This is a genomic window from Nonomuraea sp. MG754425 (assembly GCF_021699195.1).
Classification (GTDB): Bacteria; Actinomycetota; Actinomycetes; order Streptosporangiales; family Streptosporangiaceae; genus Nonomuraea.
The window spans coordinates 1-15,636 of the sequence record NZ_SSXE01000213.1 but is presented as its reverse complement, the minus strand read 5'-3'; the positions used below and the strand labels follow the sequence as shown (position 1 = coordinate 15,636).

General features: G+C 70.4%; 14 protein-coding genes, 1 pseudogene and 1 riboswitch. Of the genes and pseudogenes, 7 read left to right on the top strand and 8 right to left on the bottom strand.

Annotated elements, in window-relative coordinates; translation table 11 throughout:
• Nucleotides 1-312: 312 nt before the first annotated feature.
• Together FAF44_RS56160 and mgrA are read left to right on the top strand one after the other, a co-directional pair.
• Complete coding sequence (locus tag FAF44_RS56160) at nt 313-2,403, top strand: S9 family peptidase (RefSeq protein WP_237109565.1); 2,091 nt, start codon at nt 313-315, stop codon at nt 2,401-2,403.
• Nucleotides 2,400-3,398 carry an L-glyceraldehyde 3-phosphate reductase gene (mgrA, locus tag FAF44_RS44915; protein ID WP_237109564.1) on the top strand — a complete coding sequence of 333 codons (999 nt, stop codon included), beginning with the start codon at nt 2,400-2,402 and terminating at the stop codon, nt 3,396-3,398. The genes FAF44_RS56160 and mgrA overlap by 4 nt, the downstream gene beginning before the upstream one ends.
• Here mgrA and FAF44_RS44910 read toward each other — a convergent pair.
• A complete protein-coding gene (locus tag FAF44_RS44910) occupies nt 3,367-5,742 on the bottom strand; it encodes a lysylphosphatidylglycerol synthase transmembrane domain-containing protein (protein ID WP_237109563.1) in 2,376 nt (791 codons plus the stop codon). The genes mgrA and FAF44_RS44910 overlap by 32 nt on opposite strands.
• 214 nt (nt 5,743-5,956) lie before the next feature.
• Here FAF44_RS44910 and FAF44_RS44905 point away from each other — a divergent pair, with 214 nt between their 5' ends.
• Entirely contained in the window at nt 5,957-7,963 is a 2,007-nt protein-coding gene (locus tag FAF44_RS44905; protein WP_237109562.1) for a molybdopterin-dependent oxidoreductase, read from the top strand.
• A 14-nt stretch (nt 7,964-7,977) separates the two neighbouring features.
• Here the strand turns inward: FAF44_RS44905 and FAF44_RS44900 are convergent, their stop codons facing one another.
• Both FAF44_RS44900 and FAF44_RS55375 read right to left on the bottom strand, forming a co-directional pair.
• Complete coding sequence (locus FAF44_RS44900) at nt 7,978-8,448, bottom strand: GNAT family N-acetyltransferase (RefSeq protein WP_237109566.1); 471 nt, start codon at nt 8,446-8,448, stop codon at nt 7,978-7,980.
• Nucleotides 8,449-8,490: 42 nt separating this feature from the next.
• Nucleotides 8,491-8,901: pseudogene (locus FAF44_RS55375) on the bottom strand (GNAT family N-acetyltransferase); the annotation flags it as partial.
• A gap of 101 nt (nt 8,902-9,002) precedes the next feature.
• Between FAF44_RS55375 and FAF44_RS44890 the strand changes: the two are divergent.
• On the top strand, nt 9,003-9,452 hold the full coding sequence (locus tag FAF44_RS44890) for a hypothetical protein (protein ID WP_237109561.1): 450 nt from the start codon (nt 9,003-9,005) through the stop codon (nt 9,450-9,452).
• Between the two features lie 2 nt (nt 9,453-9,454).
• Here FAF44_RS44890 and FAF44_RS44885 read toward each other — a convergent pair whose 3' ends face one another.
• The 3 genes from FAF44_RS44885 to FAF44_RS44875 all read right to left on the bottom strand — a co-directional run bounded on the left by FAF44_RS44885 (nt 9,455) and on the right by FAF44_RS44875 (nt 11,098).
• Nucleotides 9,455-9,835 (bottom strand): VOC family protein, encoded by a 381-nt coding sequence (locus tag FAF44_RS44885; protein WP_237109560.1) that lies wholly within the window; start codon nt 9,833-9,835, stop codon nt 9,455-9,457.
• Nucleotides 9,836-9,867: 32 nt separating this feature from the next.
• Nucleotides 9,868-10,182: a multidrug efflux SMR transporter gene (locus FAF44_RS44880; RefSeq protein WP_237109559.1), complete on the bottom strand. Its 315-nt coding sequence runs from the start codon at nt 10,180-10,182 to the stop codon at nt 9,868-9,870.
• Nucleotides 10,183-10,215: 33 nt separating this feature from the next.
• A riboswitch (guanidine-III (ykkC-III) riboswitch) is annotated at nt 10,216-10,275 on the bottom strand.
• A 25-nt stretch (nt 10,276-10,300) separates the two neighbouring features.
• Complete coding sequence (locus FAF44_RS44875) at nt 10,301-11,098, bottom strand: class I SAM-dependent methyltransferase (RefSeq protein WP_237109558.1); 798 nt, start codon at nt 11,096-11,098, stop codon at nt 10,301-10,303.
• Nucleotides 11,099-11,200: 102 nt separating this feature from the next.
• On the opposite strand from FAF44_RS44875, the gene FAF44_RS44870 reads away from it, so the two are divergent.
• The 3 genes from FAF44_RS44870 (at nt 11,201) to FAF44_RS44860 (ending at nt 14,317) form a co-directional block, all read left to right on the top strand.
• On the top strand, nt 11,201-13,006 hold the full coding sequence (locus tag FAF44_RS44870; protein ID WP_237109557.1) for an acyl-CoA dehydrogenase: 1,806 nt from the start codon (nt 11,201-11,203) through the stop codon (nt 13,004-13,006).
• A 76-nt stretch (nt 13,007-13,082) separates the two neighbouring features.
• Nucleotides 13,083-14,021 (top strand): MBL fold metallo-hydrolase, encoded by a 939-nt coding sequence (locus FAF44_RS44865; RefSeq protein WP_237109556.1) that lies wholly within the window; start codon nt 13,083-13,085, stop codon nt 14,019-14,021.
• Between the two features lie 71 nt (nt 14,022-14,092).
• Nucleotides 14,093-14,317 (top strand): hypothetical protein, encoded by a 225-nt coding sequence (locus FAF44_RS44860; protein ID WP_237109555.1) that lies wholly within the window; start codon nt 14,093-14,095, stop codon nt 14,315-14,317.
• Here FAF44_RS44860 and FAF44_RS44855 read toward each other — a convergent pair.
• Both FAF44_RS44855 and FAF44_RS44850 read right to left on the bottom strand, forming a co-directional pair.
• The gene (locus tag FAF44_RS44855; protein ID WP_237109554.1) at nt 14,314-14,607 is read right to left on the bottom strand and encodes a Dabb family protein; all 294 of its coding nucleotides are present in this window, start codon (nt 14,605-14,607) and stop codon (nt 14,314-14,316) included. The genes FAF44_RS44860 and FAF44_RS44855 overlap by 4 nt on opposite strands.
• A gap of 134 nt (nt 14,608-14,741) precedes the next feature.
• The coding region (locus FAF44_RS44850) for a dihydrolipoamide acetyltransferase family protein (protein WP_237109553.1) at nt 14,742-15,636 on the bottom strand (895 nt) is incomplete at its 5' end.

Here is a 15,636-nt window from a genome sequence, read left to right as displayed (position 1 = left end):
TCAGCCGTTCAAGTCTCTGTCAAATTGACCCGACTTGCTCAACCTGCTTGGAATTAATCCCTGCCCCCTTTCGGAGACAACCCCTCTAACTTACCAGCCCTTCGATCGATGTGCGAATCGATCTCTGAACCGGCGCGTCACACGGGATTACCGACAAGCGTGGCACAACACACCAAAGCCACCGGAGTGAAGGAGGAAAGTTGCGCCGCACCGCGTCGGCTCCTAAAGATTAGCAGCGCTTCTCGGCAGCTCGGGCCGGTTCACTCTCTTCGTCGGCAACAGAACGATCACGACCGAACATAGACTCCCCACGTGAGCAGCTACACGCCGCCAGTGGCGAAGAAGGTCCCCACGGAGCGCACCCATCACGGCGACACCGTCATCGACGAGTACGCCTGGCTGAGCAACAAAGAAGATCCCGATACGACCGAGTACCTGGAGGCGGAGAACGAGTTTCTCAAGCAGCAGACAGCTCATCTCACCGACCTGCAGGAGCAGGTGTTCCAGGAGATCAAGGGCCGCACCCAGGAAACCGACCTGTCCGTCCCCAGCCGCAAGGGCGCGTGGTGGTACTTCACCCGCACCGAGGAGGGCAAGCAGTACGCGGTCTCCTGCCGGGTCCCGGCCGACAGCGACGCTCCCCCGGAGATCACCCCTGGCGTCACGCTCGACCGCGAGCAGGTGATCCTCGACGGCAACGAGCTGGCCGGCGACAGCGAGTTCTTCTCGGTCGGCACCAGCTCCGTCACCCCCGACGGCACGATGCTGGCGTTCTCCACCGACTACAAGGGTGACGAGCGCTTCACCCTCAGGTTCAAGAACCTCGCGACGGGCGAGCTCCTGCCCGACGAGATCAGCGACATCTTCTACGGCGGCGCCTGGTCCGCCGACGGCTCCACGTTCTTCTACACGCGCGTGGACGACGCCTGGCGTCCGTTCCAGGTCTACCGGCACACCCTGGGCACCCAGGAGGACGTGCTCGTCTACGAGGAGGGCGACGAGCGGTTCTGGGTGGGCATCGGGCTGACCCGCAGCGAGAGGTACCTCGTGCTGGGGGCCGGCAGCAAGATCACCAGTGAGGCGCGGATCCTCGACGCCGGCGACCCTACGGGCGAGTTCCAGGTGGTCCGGCCGCGCAAGACCGGCGTCGAGTACGGCGTCGAGCACGCGGGCGACTTCTTCTACGTGCACCACAACGAGAACGCCGAGAACTTCGAGCTGGCCACCGCCCCCCTCGACGACCCCGGCACGTGGACCCCGCTGATCGCCCACCGGGAGGACACCCGGCTGCTGGAGATCGACGCGTTCTCCGACCACGCCGTGGTGCACTTCCGCCGCGACGGCCTCACCGGTCTGCGCGTGCTCCCCTACGGCACGGCGGCCGGCTCCTGGCGCGAGCGGGTCGAGGCGTCCGAGCGCAACGCGTACGAGATCGACTTCCCCGAGCCCCTGTACGACGTCGGCCCCGCGGGCAACCCGGAGTTCACCACCACACGGCTGCGGCTGGCGTACACGAGCATGGTCACCCCGCCCAGCGTGTACGACTACGAGCTCGACACCCACGAGCTGATCCTGCTCAAGCGGCGCCCGGTGCTCGGCGGCTACGACCCGGCCGACTACGAGCAGTTCCGCGAGTGGGCCACGGCCGAGGACGGCACGAAGGTCCCGGTGTCCGTCGTCAAGCGCAAGGACGCGGCCAAGCCGGCCCCGACCGTCCTGTACGGCTACGGCAGCTACGAGACCTCCATCGACCCCGGCTTCTCGGTCCCGAGGCTGTCGCTGCTCGACCGGGGGTTCGCCTTCGCGGTCGCGCACGTGCGGGGCGGCGGCGAGATGGGCCGCCACTGGTACGAGGACGGCAAGCTGACCAGGAAGCGCAACACGTTCACCGACTTCGTGGCCGTGGCCAGGCACCTGAAGGCGTCCGGCTGGAGCGAGCGGATCATCGCCAGGGGCGGCTCGGCGGGCGGCCTGCTGATGGGCGCGGTGGCGAACCTGGCTCCTGACGCGTTCGCGGGCGTCGTGGCCGAGGTGCCGTTCGTGGACGCGCTGAACACCATCCTCGACCCGTCGCTGCCGCTGACGGTGATCGAGTGGGACGAGTGGGGCGACCCGCTGCACAACTCCGACGTGTACGCGTACATGAAGAGCTACTCCCCCTACGAGAACGTGGACGGCCGGCCGTACCCGCCGATCCTGGCGATCACGAGCCTGAACGACACCCGGGTGCTGTACCACGAGCCGGCGAAGTGGATCGCCCGGCTGCGTGCCACCGCGAGCGGCGGGCCGTTCCTGCTCAAGACGGAGATGGGCGCCGGGCACGGCGGGCGCAGCGGGCGCTACGACGCGTGGCGGGAAGAGGCGTTCGCGCTGTCGTGGATCATCGAGCGGGGTACGGCATGACCTATCGGGCGGAGCAGGGTCGTTACGAGCGCCAGCCGTACAACCGCGGCGGGCGCAGCGGGCTGCGGTTGCCGGCGGTGTCGCTGGGGTTGTGGCACAACTTCGGTGACGACCGGCCGATCGAGAACTCGCGCGCGATCCTGCGCCGGGCCTTCGACCTCGGGGTGACGCACTTCGACCTGGCCAACAACTACGGCGTGCCGTACGGCTCGGCGGAGCGGAACTTCGGCCGCATCCTGGCCGAGGACTTCGCCCCGTACCGGGACGAGCTGATCATCTCCACGAAGGCGGGCTACGATATGTGGCCGGGCCCGTACGGCGAGTGGGGGTCGAGGAAGTACGTGCTGGCCAGCCTCGACCAGTCGCTGCGGCGTATGGGCCTGGAGTACGTGGACGTGTTCTACAGCCACCGTCCCGACCCGGAGACGCCGCTGGAGGAGACGATGGGCGCGCTGGACCGGGCGGTGCGCTCGGGCAAGGCGCTGTACGCGGGCATCTCCAACTACTCGGCCGAGCAGACCGCCCAGGCCGCGCGGATCATGCGGGAGCTGGGCACGCCGCTGGTGCTGCACCAGCCGTCGTACTCGATGATCAACCGGTGGATCGAGGGCGGGCTGCTGGACGCGCTGGAGGAGGCGGGGATGGGCTGCATCGTGTTCTCGCCGCTGGCGCAGGGCCTGCTGACCGACCGGTACCTGAAGGGGGTGCCCGCCGACTCGCGGGCGGCCACCAGCCGGTTCCTGAGCGCCGACCGGATCGATCTCGACCTGGCGCGCGACCTCGGCGAGATCGCCGGGGCGCGCGGGCAGACGCTGGCTCAGATGGCGTTGTCGTGGACGCTGCGCGACCCGCGGGTGACGAGCGTGCTGATCGGCGCCAGCAGTGTCAGGCAGTTGGAGGACAACGTGGCGTGCGTGGACGGCCCGGCCTTCACGCAGGACGAGCTGGAGGCCATCGACAAGGTCACAGGGCCTCGTGCCGCTGGAGGTAGGTGAAGGCGGCCCAGCCGGGCAGCACCGGCAGCCAGAACGTGAGCAGCCGGTACAGCAGCACGGCCGAGGTGGCCAGCTCGGGGCGCACCCCCGCGACCGTCAGGCCGCCCACGAGCGCGACTTCGACCGCGCCCAGACCACCGGGTGTGGGCGCGGCGGAGCCGATGGCGTTGGCGGTGAGGAAGACGACGGCGACGGCGGTGAAGCTGAGCGTGCCGCCGAAGGCCGCCACGCAGGCGTCGAGGCAGACGATGAACGCGAGGGTGATCGACAGGGTGCCGGCGCACGCCTCGACCATCTTGAGCGGCGACTGGAGCACGTCGAGCAGGCGCGGCAGCACGTTCGAGAAGAGTTTGCTCAGGCGCGAGGTGATCAGCCGGCGCAGCGGCGGCACGCCGAGCACGGCCACGACCAGCACCGCGACCCCGAGCAGCACGACGACGAGCCCGCGCGACGGGGTGAACGAGGTGGCGGTGGTCGAGCCGGTGATGTAGGCGAACAGCGCCAGCAGCAGGATGTGGAAGACCAGCATGATGAGCTGCGAGGCGCCGACGCTGGCCACCGCGCTGGCCGGGTGAAGCCCGCGTTTTTGCAGGTAGCGGGTGTTGATCGCGACGCCGCCGACGGCCGCGGGCGCGACGAGCTTGACGAAGGAGCCGGCGAACTGGGCCAGCACCGTACGCCAGAGCGGCAGAGGTTCGGGCACGAACCCGCGCAGCATGAACGCGGCGGCCACGTAGCTGGCGAACGAGGCCACCAGCGCCAGGCCCGACCAGGCCCAGTTGGCGGTGGTGAGCACCTGGTAGACGTCCACCTGGCTGAGCTGGGACAGCACGATGTAGGCGGCCAGCGTGCTGGCGATGATCGTGATCAGGGTGCGGGGGCGGAAGCGTTCGAGGCGTACCTCTTCGACCTTGCCCCGCGGTTTGAGCGCGACGATCTGCTCGCGGATGCCCGGCAGCACGTTCTTGGCCTTGCCCAGCGCGGAGCGGGTCTCCCTGGTCAGCGCGATCCGCTGGAGCAGCGGCATGGCGGCGGCGAGCGCGTCGGGGCCCATCGCGTTGGCGGCGGCGCGGACCGAGCGCTCGGGGCCCACGCGCAGCGCGAGGTAGGTGAGGAGCTGGGCGATGTCGAGGCGCAGGAGCAGGTCTCCGGCGGCGACCTCGCCGCTGCGGGCGTCGGTGAGCACGACGCGGCCCGCGCCGTCGAGGTGGATGCTGTCGCCGGTGAGCCGCCGGTGGGCCAGGCGCTGGATCTGCAGCAGTTCGACCTGCTCCCAGATCTGGGCGAGCAGCCGGTCGTCGATCTCGTCGTCGGGGACGTCGTCGAGCGGGCGGGTCTCGATGTGCTCGTAGGCGAGCAGGGCGGCCTCGGTGCCGATCTCGCTGGTGCCGAGCAGGCGCGGGGTGCTGGCGCCGGCGGCCTGGGCCGCGTACGCCATGAGGGCCTCGCGTTCGAGTTCGGCCCGCAGCGATCTGATGGCGCGGCGTCTGGTCTCGGAGTGCAGCCGGAAGCGCCGCCACAGCCGGTACGGCAGCCCGGCCACCTGCCGGTCGCGGTCGAGGACGGTGACGTCGAGGCTGGAGCCGTCGGTGAGGCCGATGGCGTAGCGGCGGCTGCCCTGGTGGTCGTCCTCGACGCGGCGGGCGGAGACGGGGGCGAAGGACAGCTTGCGCAGCGCGGCGACGACGGCCCCGCCGGCGGGGCGGGTGTTGGGGCTGCCGACGCCGTACAGGGTGGCGTAGCCGATGGCCATGCCGACCAGGACGGTGACGATGGCGCTGGGGATGGTGATCTGGCGGCCGGAGAAGAGCGCCAGGATGTAGAGCGCGGTGGTGGTCCACATCAGCATCCGCCAGGTGGGGCGGCGGGAGATGCGGACGGCGGTGGAGTAGGCGATGACGGGCGTGAGCAGCGTGTTGAGCGGCTCCATCGTGCGGTCGCCGGTGAGCAGCACGCGCAGGTCGTCGACGTTGCCGCCGGCCAGCCACTGGCCGAGCAGGAACGAGCCGGCCATGCCGACGATGGCGGCGATGAGCCCTTCGGCGACGCGCAGGCCGTCGCGGTGGAAGACGCGTTCGACGGCGAAGGCCATCGGCACGATGATGACGGCCGCGCCGCCGAGGAAGGCGGCGATCCTGCTCAGCAGCGGGACGAGTTCGGCGCCCTCCTTGACGTCAGCCTCGAGCCCGATGAGGGTCTGCTTGGCGACCAGGGCGAGCAGGATGACCGCGCCGAGCACGATGAGCGTGGCGAAGAAGCGCAGCAGGTCGGAGGGGCGGCGCAGGCGCTGGGGCAGCAGCGGTTCTACGACGTAGACGTCGTTTTCCGCGCGTGGCTCAGCCACGGCTGGATCTCCCTCCGAGAGGTCCTCCGTGTCATCTCGTTCCCTGATTTCGGCCACCGACAGCGATTCTGCACCTTCCCGTGCCGGACCACGCGATCTCTGACTTCCAGTGTGCTCGATCGTGCCCGCAGTAGTCGCACGGGGCAGGCTACACGCTGGAGTTCACACAGTTCACCTCCTAATTCGTGGTGTCGGGGGACGTAGGCTGTGTCCCATGTCGGGTGAATTGAGGGTTTTGGGGGCCTGTCCGCTGGACTGCCCGGATACCTGCTCGTGGGTGGTGACCGTCGAGAACGGCACGCCCGTGAAGCTGCGCGGCAATCCCGACCAGCCCTACACCAGGGGCGCGCTGTGCGTGAAGGTCAACCGCTACCTGGAGCACACCCGCGCGGCGGACCGCGTCCTGTATCCGCTGCGCCGTACCGGCCCGAAGGGCTCCGGCCGGTTCGAGCGCATCACCTGGGAAGAGGCGCTCGACGAGATCTCCGTACGGCTGCGCGCCATCGTCGAGGAGCACGGCGGCGAGGCGATCTGGCCGTACCTGGGCACGGGCACGCTCGGCTACCTCCAGGGCTGCGAGGGCGTGGCGGGCCGCCGGTTCTGGAACCTGCTGGGCGCCTCCAAGCACTGGCTCAACATCTGCTCGGCGGCCGGCAGCGCCGGTCTGCGGCGTACGCAGGGCACCGCGGGCGGCATGGACCCGGAGAACTTCGCGCTGTCCAAGCTGATCCTGCTCTGGGGCACGAACACGCTGACCAGCGGCCACCACCTGTGGAAGTTCATCCAGGACGCCCGCGCGAACGGCGCGCACGTCGTCGCCATCGACCCCATCCGCACCCGGACGGCCGACCAGGCCGACGAGCACCTCGCGATCAGGCCGGGCACCGACGGCGCGCTCGCCCTCGGGCTGCTCAACGTCGTGCTGGCCGAGAACGCCCAGGACGAGGAGTACCTCGCCGAGCACACCGAGGGCTGGGAGGACTTCCGCGAGGAGATCCTCGGCTACCCGGTCGAGAGGGTGGCCGAGATCACCGGCATCCCGGCCGAGGCCGTCCACAAGCTGGGGACGCGGCTGGCCCGCACCCGTCCGACCGCGCTGCGCGCCACGCACGGCCTGCAGCGGCACGCGGCCGGCGGGGCCGCGCTGCGCGTGATCGCGGCCATCCCCGGCGTCACCGGCGACTGGCGCCATCCCGGCGGCGGCGTCGCCTTCTCCACCAGCGAACACGTGCACCTGACCGTGGACCGCCGCGACGACCTGCTGGCCGCGCCGGTACGCACGCTGACCATGACCAAGGCGGCCTCACAGCTCGCCTCGGTGAAGTGCTTCTGGGTGTACGCGGCCAACCCGGTCGGCTCCTCCCCCGACGCGAACGCCATCAGGCGCCAGCTCATGCGCGAGGACCTGTTCACGGTGGTCATGGAGCACTTCCCGACCGACACCGCCGACTACGCCGACATCGTGCTGCCCGCGACCATGCAGACCGAGCACCACGACCTGCACGCCGGTTACGGGCACATGTACCTGCTGTGGAACGAGCAGGCCGTCCAGCCGCCGGGCGAGGCCCTGTCCACGACGGAGACGTTCCGCCGGCTGGCGGCACACATGGGGATGACCGAGCCGTCGCTGTACGACTCGGACCTGGAGCTGGCCGAGCAGCTCCTGTCGGGCGGGCATCCGTCGCTGGAGGGCGTCACGCTGGACAGGCTGCGCAAGGAGGGCTGGGTGCGGATGAACTACCCGCGGCCCTTCGCGCCGTTCGCCGACGGCTTCCCGACCCCGTCGGGGCGGCTGCGCTTCCCGCCCAAGGGCAAGGCGTACGTGCCCTCGCACACGGCCGCCGTGGCGGGGCGCTCGCCGTACCCGCTGACGCTGGTCACGCCGGCCTCGCACATGTTCCTCAACACGACCTTCGGCAACAACCCGGAGCTGCGGCGGCGGGCCAAGGACCCGGTGGTGCTGGTCAACCCGGCCGACGCGGCGGCGCGCGGGCTGGAGGACGGCCGGCGGGTCCGCGTGCACAACGACGGCGGCGAGTTCCTGGCGGACGTGGAGATCAGCGACCGGGTGGCGGCCGGGGTGGTGGCCTCGCCGAAGGGCCGCTGGCCCAAGCTCAGCCCCGGCGGCGCGAACCCGAACGCCGTCGTGGCCGAGCGGGACGCCGACATGGGCAGGGGGCCCGGCTTCCACGACAACTTCGTGGAGATCAGCCCGCTCTGAGCCCGACTGCGCGGTCAGCCCAGGTTGAGCTTGTAGCCGACGTGGGAGGCCGTGAAGCCGAGGGTGTCGTAGAAGCGGTGCGCCTCCGGGCGTGACCTGTCGGAGGTGAGCTGCACCATCGCGCAGCCGCGCGCCCGCGCCCGGTCCACCGCCCAGGTGATCATCTTGCCGCCGAGCCCCTGCCCCCGGGTGGCGGCGGCGACCCTGACGGCCTCGATCTGGCAGCGCTCCGCGCCCAGGCGCGACAGCCCGGCCAGGTAGGTGAGCTGCATCGTGCCCACCACCTTGCCGTCCTGCTCGGCCACGATCAGCTCGTCGCGGGGGTTGGCGTCGATGTGCTCGAACGCCGCGAGGTAGCGCTCGTCGCCCGGGTCGCCCTCCCGCCCGGCGCCCAGGTGGTCGTCGGCCAGCATCGCGACGATGGCGGGAACGTCCTCCTTGCGGGCGCGCCGGAAGATCAGCGAGAGCACGTAGTGGGACTCCATGAGGGCCGGGTTCGACGGCAGGGCCATCACCTTGCCGCTCGGGGTGAACCCCTTGCCCGCGTAGAGCGCGCGGGCGGCGTGGTTGCGGTCCACCGCCCACAGGCCGATCTCCTCAACCCCGGTGCTCCTCGCCCACTCCACGGCCGTGTCCACCAGCCTGGAGCCGACGCCGGCCTGCCTGGCCTCGGGCGCGACCCACATGGACAGCAGGTGTGCCGCGCCCTCCTCCAGGCGCACGCACACCAGCCCCAGGTCGGCACCGTCGCGGGTGGCCGCCCAGTAGCGCGAGCCGGGGCCGGCCAGCCGCTCCGCCCATCTGCCCGGCGGGAAGCCGGCCTCGCGGTCGTAGGAGGAGCCGAACGCGTCAGGTGAGTCGCGCAACGCGCGCAGCCGCACCTCACGCAGCCGCTCGCCGTCGTCCGGACCAAGCTGCACGATCTCGATGTCCCGCATGTCCCGCATCATGCCAGGCCGGAAATCCGTCCCTGTTCCCAGGGACAGCTCAGGGTCGTACCCCGATGCTCCCAGGGGCGGACGAACGGCAGCATGAGGATATGAACGAAATCAGTCGACGCGATGAGGTCTCGCTGTCGGGCGCCGCGCTGCGCGGCGCTCCCTGGAAGACGGCCGCCGTCAGCGGAGCCGCCGTCTCCGCCGCCAGCCTCGGTCTGGGCGCGCTCACGGGCGGCGCCGACCTGGTGTGGGCGCTCGGTTTGGGAATGAGCCTGTTCGCCCTGGTAGCCGCGATCGGCGCGGTGTCCAAGCCGAACGAGGGCGACAGGGTGACCCGCCAGGCGCGTGTGTGGTCACTCCAGCACCCGTTCCGGTTCGCGTTGCTGCCGGCCGGCATCGTGGCCGTGCTGAACTACCCCGTGCAACTCGTGCTGGACGGCGACGGAGTGTTCGGCTCGGCCGTCGATGCCCTGTGGCACGGTGCGCTCGTCTACCTGATCGCGGGCATCCTGACGCTCACGATGCAGGGACGCGCGCGGTCGGCCCGGTGAGCTTACCCGGCCTCCCTCTCCGCCTGGCTCCGGCACACGCAGAACTCGTTGCCCTCGGGGTCGAGCATGGTGACCCACCCTGTGCCGTCGGGGTTGCGCCGGTCGTCGAAGACGGTCGCGCCCATCTCGATGAGCCGCTCGACCTCCTGGTCACGGGTTCTGCCCTCGGTGCCGTTGACGTCGAGGTGCAGCCGGTTCTTGACGGTCTTGCCCTCGGGCACGCGGATGAACAGCAGGAACGGGTCCTGCTTCGTCCGCAGCATGACCTCGTCGTCTCCCGGCACGTCGCCTTCGCCGAGGGGCAGCCCGGTGGCCTTGCTCCACCAGCTCGCGATCTCGTACGGGTCGGCGGCGTCAATGGTGATGCCATGAATCTCAATCACGGGCCATACCCAACTAGACACCACCGAAGACGTCAAGCCAGTGTTCGCAGCCCGATGACCCCGGCCAGGATCAGGGCGATGGAGACCAGCCGGGCCGGTGAGGCGCTGTCGCCCAGGGCGATCATCCCGAGCAGCGCGGTGCCCGCCGCGCCGACGCCGGTCCAGACGGCGTAGGCGGTGCCCACCTCGAGCGTCTTGAGCGCGTACGAGAGCAGGCCGAAGCTGAGGACGGCCGTGCCCAGGAACGACAGCGACCACCACAGGTGCGAGAAGCCGTTGCTGAGCTTGAGCGAGAAGGCCATGGCGACCTCGAAGACGCCGGCCAGAATGAGGACGATCCACGCCATGATGAGCACTCCCTGAGAGACGGCACTGTTCGTGGTGCGTCGTCTTGGCGTTCCGGGTACGGCGCGTCTCGTCCGGGAGCGTTACCGCTCTACCTGGTGAACACGGGGGACGGGCCGATCATTCCCACCAGATCGTGACCCATCGGTCACGGGGCACCGGCCACATGCCGAGTTCGACCGCGATCCGCCCCACCTCCTCCGCCCTCGCGGGGTCGAGGCACACCCGCCGGACCGCGCTGGCGGCCAGTTCCTCCAGCGACTCGAAGCGCCCCAGCGGGGCTTCCCGCTCCTCCACCCGCACGGCGAAGCCGAGCGCCGCCGCCAGGGCCACGCAGTCTTCCGCGACGGGGCGTACCGGCCGGTCGATGCCGTGGAAGTGCTGCCACAGGGGCGCCATCCAGCTCATGGGATGGCGATGCGGCAACTCCAGCACCACCCGTCCCTGTGTGCGCGCGTCCAGCGCGCGCAGGAAGCCGGCCAGGTCGGGCACGTTGTAGACGACATGGGCCGCCACGGCGGCGTCTGCGGCCGGCACCTGGCCGGACACCTCGGGCCAGGCGCCCTCGACCGTCGTGACCGGCACGCCCAGCTTCTCCGCCCTGGCCGTCAGCGCTTCGAGCATGTCGGCCGAGGTGTCCACCGCGTAGAGGTGGCCGATGCGGCCGTGCAGCGGCAGGGAGGCGGCTCCGGGGCCGGAGCCCACGTCGAGCAGCGTGCCCTTGTCGGGCAGCGCCTCGGACAGCCGGGTCATCGTGGGGCCGTCGTCGGGCTCGGCCAGCGCCCTGTCGGTACGGGTGCCGAACCTCTCCGGCGAGTGGCTCCACGGATCGCGCGGCGCCCTGGCCAGGATCTCGTCCGGGATCGCCCAGGATTCCAGGCGCTCCCGCCACCGGGTGGCGAGTTCTTCGGCGTCCATGGACATGAGCATGCCACGCATATCGCGGGTTACCCGCGGGTAGCATTTCAGAGTAAGGTTACTGGCCAGTAGAAATGCCTCGGTTCAAGGAGATCGACGCCCATGGGCCACTACAAGAGCAACGTGCGTGACCTGGAATTCAACCTCTTCGAGGTCTTCAGGAGAGGCGAGATCCTCGGTACCGGGCCCTTCGCCGAAGTCGACGAGGACGTCGCGCGCAGCGTGCTGGACGAGATCAACCGGCTCTCGACCGGCGTGCTCGCCGACTCGTTCGAGGAAGGCGACAGGCAGCCGCCGGTGTTCGACGCGGCCACGTCGTCCGTCACCGTGCCCGAGGGCTTCAAGAAGTCGTACAAGGCGCTGGTGGAGGGCGGCTGGGCGCACATCGACCTGCCCGCCGACCTGGGCGGCCCCGGCATGCCGCGCAGCCTCGCCTGGGCCACGGCCGAGATGGTGCTGGGCGCCAACCCCGCCCTGTACATGTACGCCGCCGGCCCCAACTTCGCCTACACGCTGTGGAAGGTGGGCACGCCCGAGCAGAAGCGCTTCGCCGAACTGGCCATCGAGAACAACTGGGGCGCCACCATGGTGCTCACCGAGCCCGACGCGGGCTCCGACGTGGGCGCCGGGCGTACCCGGGCGGTGCCGCAGCCCGACGGGAGCTGGCACATCGAGGGCGTCAAGCGTTTCATCACCAGCGCCGAGCACGACATGTCCGACAACATCTTCCACCTCGTGCTGGCCCGCCCCGAGGGCCACGGCCCCGGGACCAAGGGGCTGTCGATGTTCCTGGTGCCGAAGTTCCACGTGAACCTGGAGACCGGCGAACTCGGCGAGCGCAACGGCGTCTACGTCACCAACGTCGAGAAGAAGATGGGCCTGAAGGTCTCCACCACCTGCGAGCTGACCTTCGGCGACCAGCACCCGGCGGTCGGCTGGCTGGTCGGCGAGGCGCACGAGGGCATCAGGCAGATGTTCATGGTGATCGAGCACGCCCGCATGATGGTCGGCACCAAGGCCATCGCCACGCTGTCCACCGGCTACCTGAACGCCCTCGAGTACGCCAAGTCCCGCGTCCAGGGCGCCGACCTGACGAAGATCGCCGACAAGTCCGCGCCCCGGGTGACCATCACCCACCACCCGGACGTGCGCCGCGAGCTCATGCTGCAGAAGTCCTACGCCGAGGGCATGCGCGCGCTGGTGCTCTACACCGCCACCTTCCAGGACGCGATCCTCATCGACCCCGACGACCGGCACGCGCACGCCATGAACGACCTGCTGCTGCCCATCGTCAAGGGCGTCGGCTCCGAGCGGTCGTACGAGCTGCTCTCCCGCTCCCTGCAGACCCTCGGCGGCTCCGGCTACCTCCAGGACTACCCGATCGAGCAGTACATCCGCGACGCCCGGATCGACTCCCTGTACGAGGGCACGACCGCGATCCAGGGCCAGGACCTGTTCTTCAGGAAGATCCTGCGCAACCAGGGAGCCGCGATCGGCGCACTGCTGGCCGAGATCGACGAGTTCGCCGCCTCCGAGGCCGGCAACGGGCGGCTGAAGGAGGAGCGCAAGCTGCTCGCCGAGGCCGTCGCCGAGGTCAAGGCCATGGGCGACATCATGGCGGGCTGGGCGCTGGGTTCGCTGGAGGCGCCGCGGGAGGTCTACAAGGTCGGCCTGAACACCACCAGGCTCCTGCTCGCGCTGGGCGACCTGATCATCGGCTGGCTGCTGCTGCGCCAGGCGGAGGTGGCGCTGACCCGGCTGGCCGACGGCGAGGACCCGTTCTACCAGGGCAAGGCGGCGGCGGCCACGTTCTTCGCCAAGACCGTGCTGCCCCGGCTGGCCGCCGAGCGGCGCGTGCTCGCCGCCACCGACCTCGACCTCATGGACCTGGCCGAAGACGCCTTCTGACCCGTACGACCAGCACGGCAGGACGCCCCGCGCGCGCGTCCTGTCGTCACGGGCCCGCGGCGAGTACGGTCCGGGCATGAGCTCCGCCACGCACGACCACGCCCTGCCGCCGCCCCGTGTCGAAGAGGTGTCCGACGGCGTCTACGCCTACCTCCAGCCTGACGGGAGCTGGTGGATCAACAACGCCGGCTTCCTGGCCGGGCGGCGCGGCGTCATCGTCGTCGACGCCTGCTCGACCGAGCGCCGCACCCGCGCCTTCCGCCACGCCATCGGCAAGGTCACCGGCGGGCCGATCACCACGCTGGTCAACACCCACCACCACGGGGACCACACGTTCGGCAACTGGCTGTTCCCCGAGGCCACGATCGTCGGGCACGAGGGCGTGCGCGAGCAGATCATCGCCGAGGGCGTCCCCGCCTACCGCGCCTCGTGGTCGTCCGGGGTCGAGTGGGGCCGGATGGAGCCGGCGCCGCCGTTCCTGACCTTCACCGACCGCGTCACCCTGCACTCCGACGACCTGCGCTGCGAGGTACGGCACGTCGGGCACCCCGCCCACACCACCAGCGACTCGTACGTGTGGATCCCCGAGCGGCGGCTGCTGTTCGCCGGGGACCTGGTCTTCAACGGCGGCACGCCTTTCGTGCTGATGGGCTCGGTGGCCGGGGCGCTGGACGCCCTCCGGCAGCTCAGGGAGCTCGGCGCGGAGACCGTCGTGCCCGGGCACGGCGAGGTGTGCGGGCCCGAGGCGTACGAGCCGGTCGAGGGCTACCTGCGCTTCGTCCAGGAGGCCGCCAGGCGGGGCCGGGAGGCGGGCCTGACACCGCTGGAGGCGGCCAGGCGGACCGACCTCGGCGAGTGGGCCGGGCTGCTCGACCCGGAGCGCATCGTGGGCAACCTGCACCGCGCCTACGCCGAACTCGACGGGCGGCCCCTGGGCACGCCGATCGACGTGGCCGCCGCCATCCGCGACATGATCGACTACAACGGCGGGCGCCCTTTGTCGTGCCTCGCCTGAGAACCGACGGGTGTGATCAACGTCAGCCGGGTATGACCGAGGCTGTACCCGTTGTTTACCTGGAGGTCGTCATGGGTGTCGGGGTAAGCATCTTCTTCCTCACGCTTGGCGCCATCCTGAGATTCGCGATCGACCCCGACGTGTTCGGCCAGAGCGTCCACATGGATGTGATCGGGCTCATCTTCATGATCGTCGGGGGCGCGGGAGTGGTGCTGAGCATCGTGCTGGCCCCGAGGCGGGGCCAGACGTCGGAGGGCAGGCTCATGCACCGCGAGAACCACCCGCCCGAGCTCTAGACACTGAGCTGCACGGCGGCGCGGGTCGCGAGGATCGGCTTGATGTGCTCGGCGATCACCTTCTGGTGCTCGGGGTGGTCGCGGTAGATGAGGTAGTCGTCCACGTCGTCGAAGTCCGCCACGACGGCGAAGTCGTGGTTGCCCTGGTTGATGCCCGCGTCGGAGCCGACGGTGTAACCGCGCAGTTGCGGGATGAGGCCGGGGAGCTTGCGCAGTTCGGCCGCCACCGCGGCCCGCTGCTCGTCGGTGGCGTCCGCGGCCCAGGTGAACAGCACGATGTGGCGAATCATGAAAGCCACCCTATCGATGTATCTGCCGGGGACCCCGCCCGCTCTGGCAGGGATGGGTGCGGGCGTCCCCGACGTACGGCGACCGCCGGGGGAGGGGTCCTCCCGGCGGGCGCCGTACTCCGCACGCAGCCGGGCTACCCCCAGGCGAGCACGCGCAGCGGGTCCTCCAGCATCGCGCCCACGTCCGCCAGGAAGAGCGAACCGAGCTCGCCGTCGACCATGCGGTGGTCGAAGGAGAGCGACAAGGTCGCCACCTTGCGCACCGCCAGCTCGCCGTCCACCACCCACGGCATGTCCCTGACCTGGCCGACCGCCAGGATGGCCGCCTCGCCCGGGTTGATGATCGGGGTGCCGCCGTCCACGCCGAACACGCCGACGTTGGTGATCGTGATCGTGCCGCCGGACATCTCCGCCGGCTGGGTACGTCCGGCCCTGGCCGTCTCCGCGAGCCCCGCCAGGCTCGTGGCCAGCTCGGGGAGGGTCAGGCCCTGGGCGTCCTTGATGTTGGGGACCAGGAGCCCTCTCGGGGTCGCGGCGGCGATCCCGAGGTTCACGTAGTGCTTGACCACGATCTCCTGGGCCGGCTCGTCCCAGGTGGCGTTGATCGCGGGGTGGCGTCTGATCGCGGTCAGCACGGCCTTGGCCACCAGCAGCAACGGGGTCACCTTGACCTCCGCGAAGTCGCGGAGGGCACGCAGGCGGTGCACGGTGGCCATGGTCTCCGTCATGTCCACCTGGAGGAACTCGGTGACGTGCGGGGCCGTGAAGGCGCTGGCCACCATGGCGCCGGCGGTCGCCTTGCGCACGCCCTTGACCGGGACACGTTCCTCCCGGCGCTCCGGAGCCGGCTGGGCCCGCTCCTGGACGGGCGCCTCGGCGGGCCGGGCCGCCGCCTGGATGTCGTCCCGGGTGATGGAGCCCTGGGGGCCCGTGCCGGTGATGGCCGCCAGGTCCACGCCCAGGTCCTTGGCCAGCTTGCGTACGGGGGGCTTGGCCAGGACGGTGACCCGGGCGGGCGTCGTACGGGCC

Bases quoted from the DNA above. Each gene is read 5' to 3' on its own strand.
- FAF44_RS44905 (WP_237109562.1), top strand. From the start codon at position 5,957: ATGTCGGGTGAATTGAGGGTTTTGGGGGCCTGTCCGCTGGACTGCCCG.
- FAF44_RS44875 (WP_237109558.1), bottom strand. From the start codon at position 11,098: ATGGACGCCGAAGAACTCGCCACCCGGTGGCGGGAGCGCCTGGAATCC.
- FAF44_RS44855 (WP_237109554.1), bottom strand. From the start codon at position 14,607: ATGATTCGCCACATCGTGCTGTTCACCTGGGCCGCGGACGCCACCGAC.
- FAF44_RS44880 (WP_237109559.1), bottom strand. From the start codon at position 10,182: ATGGCGTGGATCGTCCTCATTCTGGCCGGCGTCTTCGAGGTCGCCATG.
- FAF44_RS44870 (WP_237109557.1), top strand. From the start codon at position 11,201: ATGGGCCACTACAAGAGCAACGTGCGTGACCTGGAATTCAACCTCTTC.
- FAF44_RS44865 (WP_237109556.1), top strand. From the start codon at position 13,083: ATGAGCTCCGCCACGCACGACCACGCCCTGCCGCCGCCCCGTGTCGAA.
- FAF44_RS44860 (WP_237109555.1), top strand. From the start codon at position 14,093: ATGGGTGTCGGGGTAAGCATCTTCTTCCTCACGCTTGGCGCCATCCTG.
- mgrA (WP_237109564.1), top strand. From the start codon at position 2,400: ATGACCTATCGGGCGGAGCAGGGTCGTTACGAGCGCCAGCCGTACAAC.
- FAF44_RS44900 (WP_237109566.1), bottom strand. From the start codon at position 8,448: ATGGAGTCCCACTACGTGCTCTCGCTGATCTTCCGGCGCGCCCGCAAG.
- FAF44_RS44890 (WP_237109561.1), top strand. From the start codon at position 9,003: ATGAACGAAATCAGTCGACGCGATGAGGTCTCGCTGTCGGGCGCCGCG.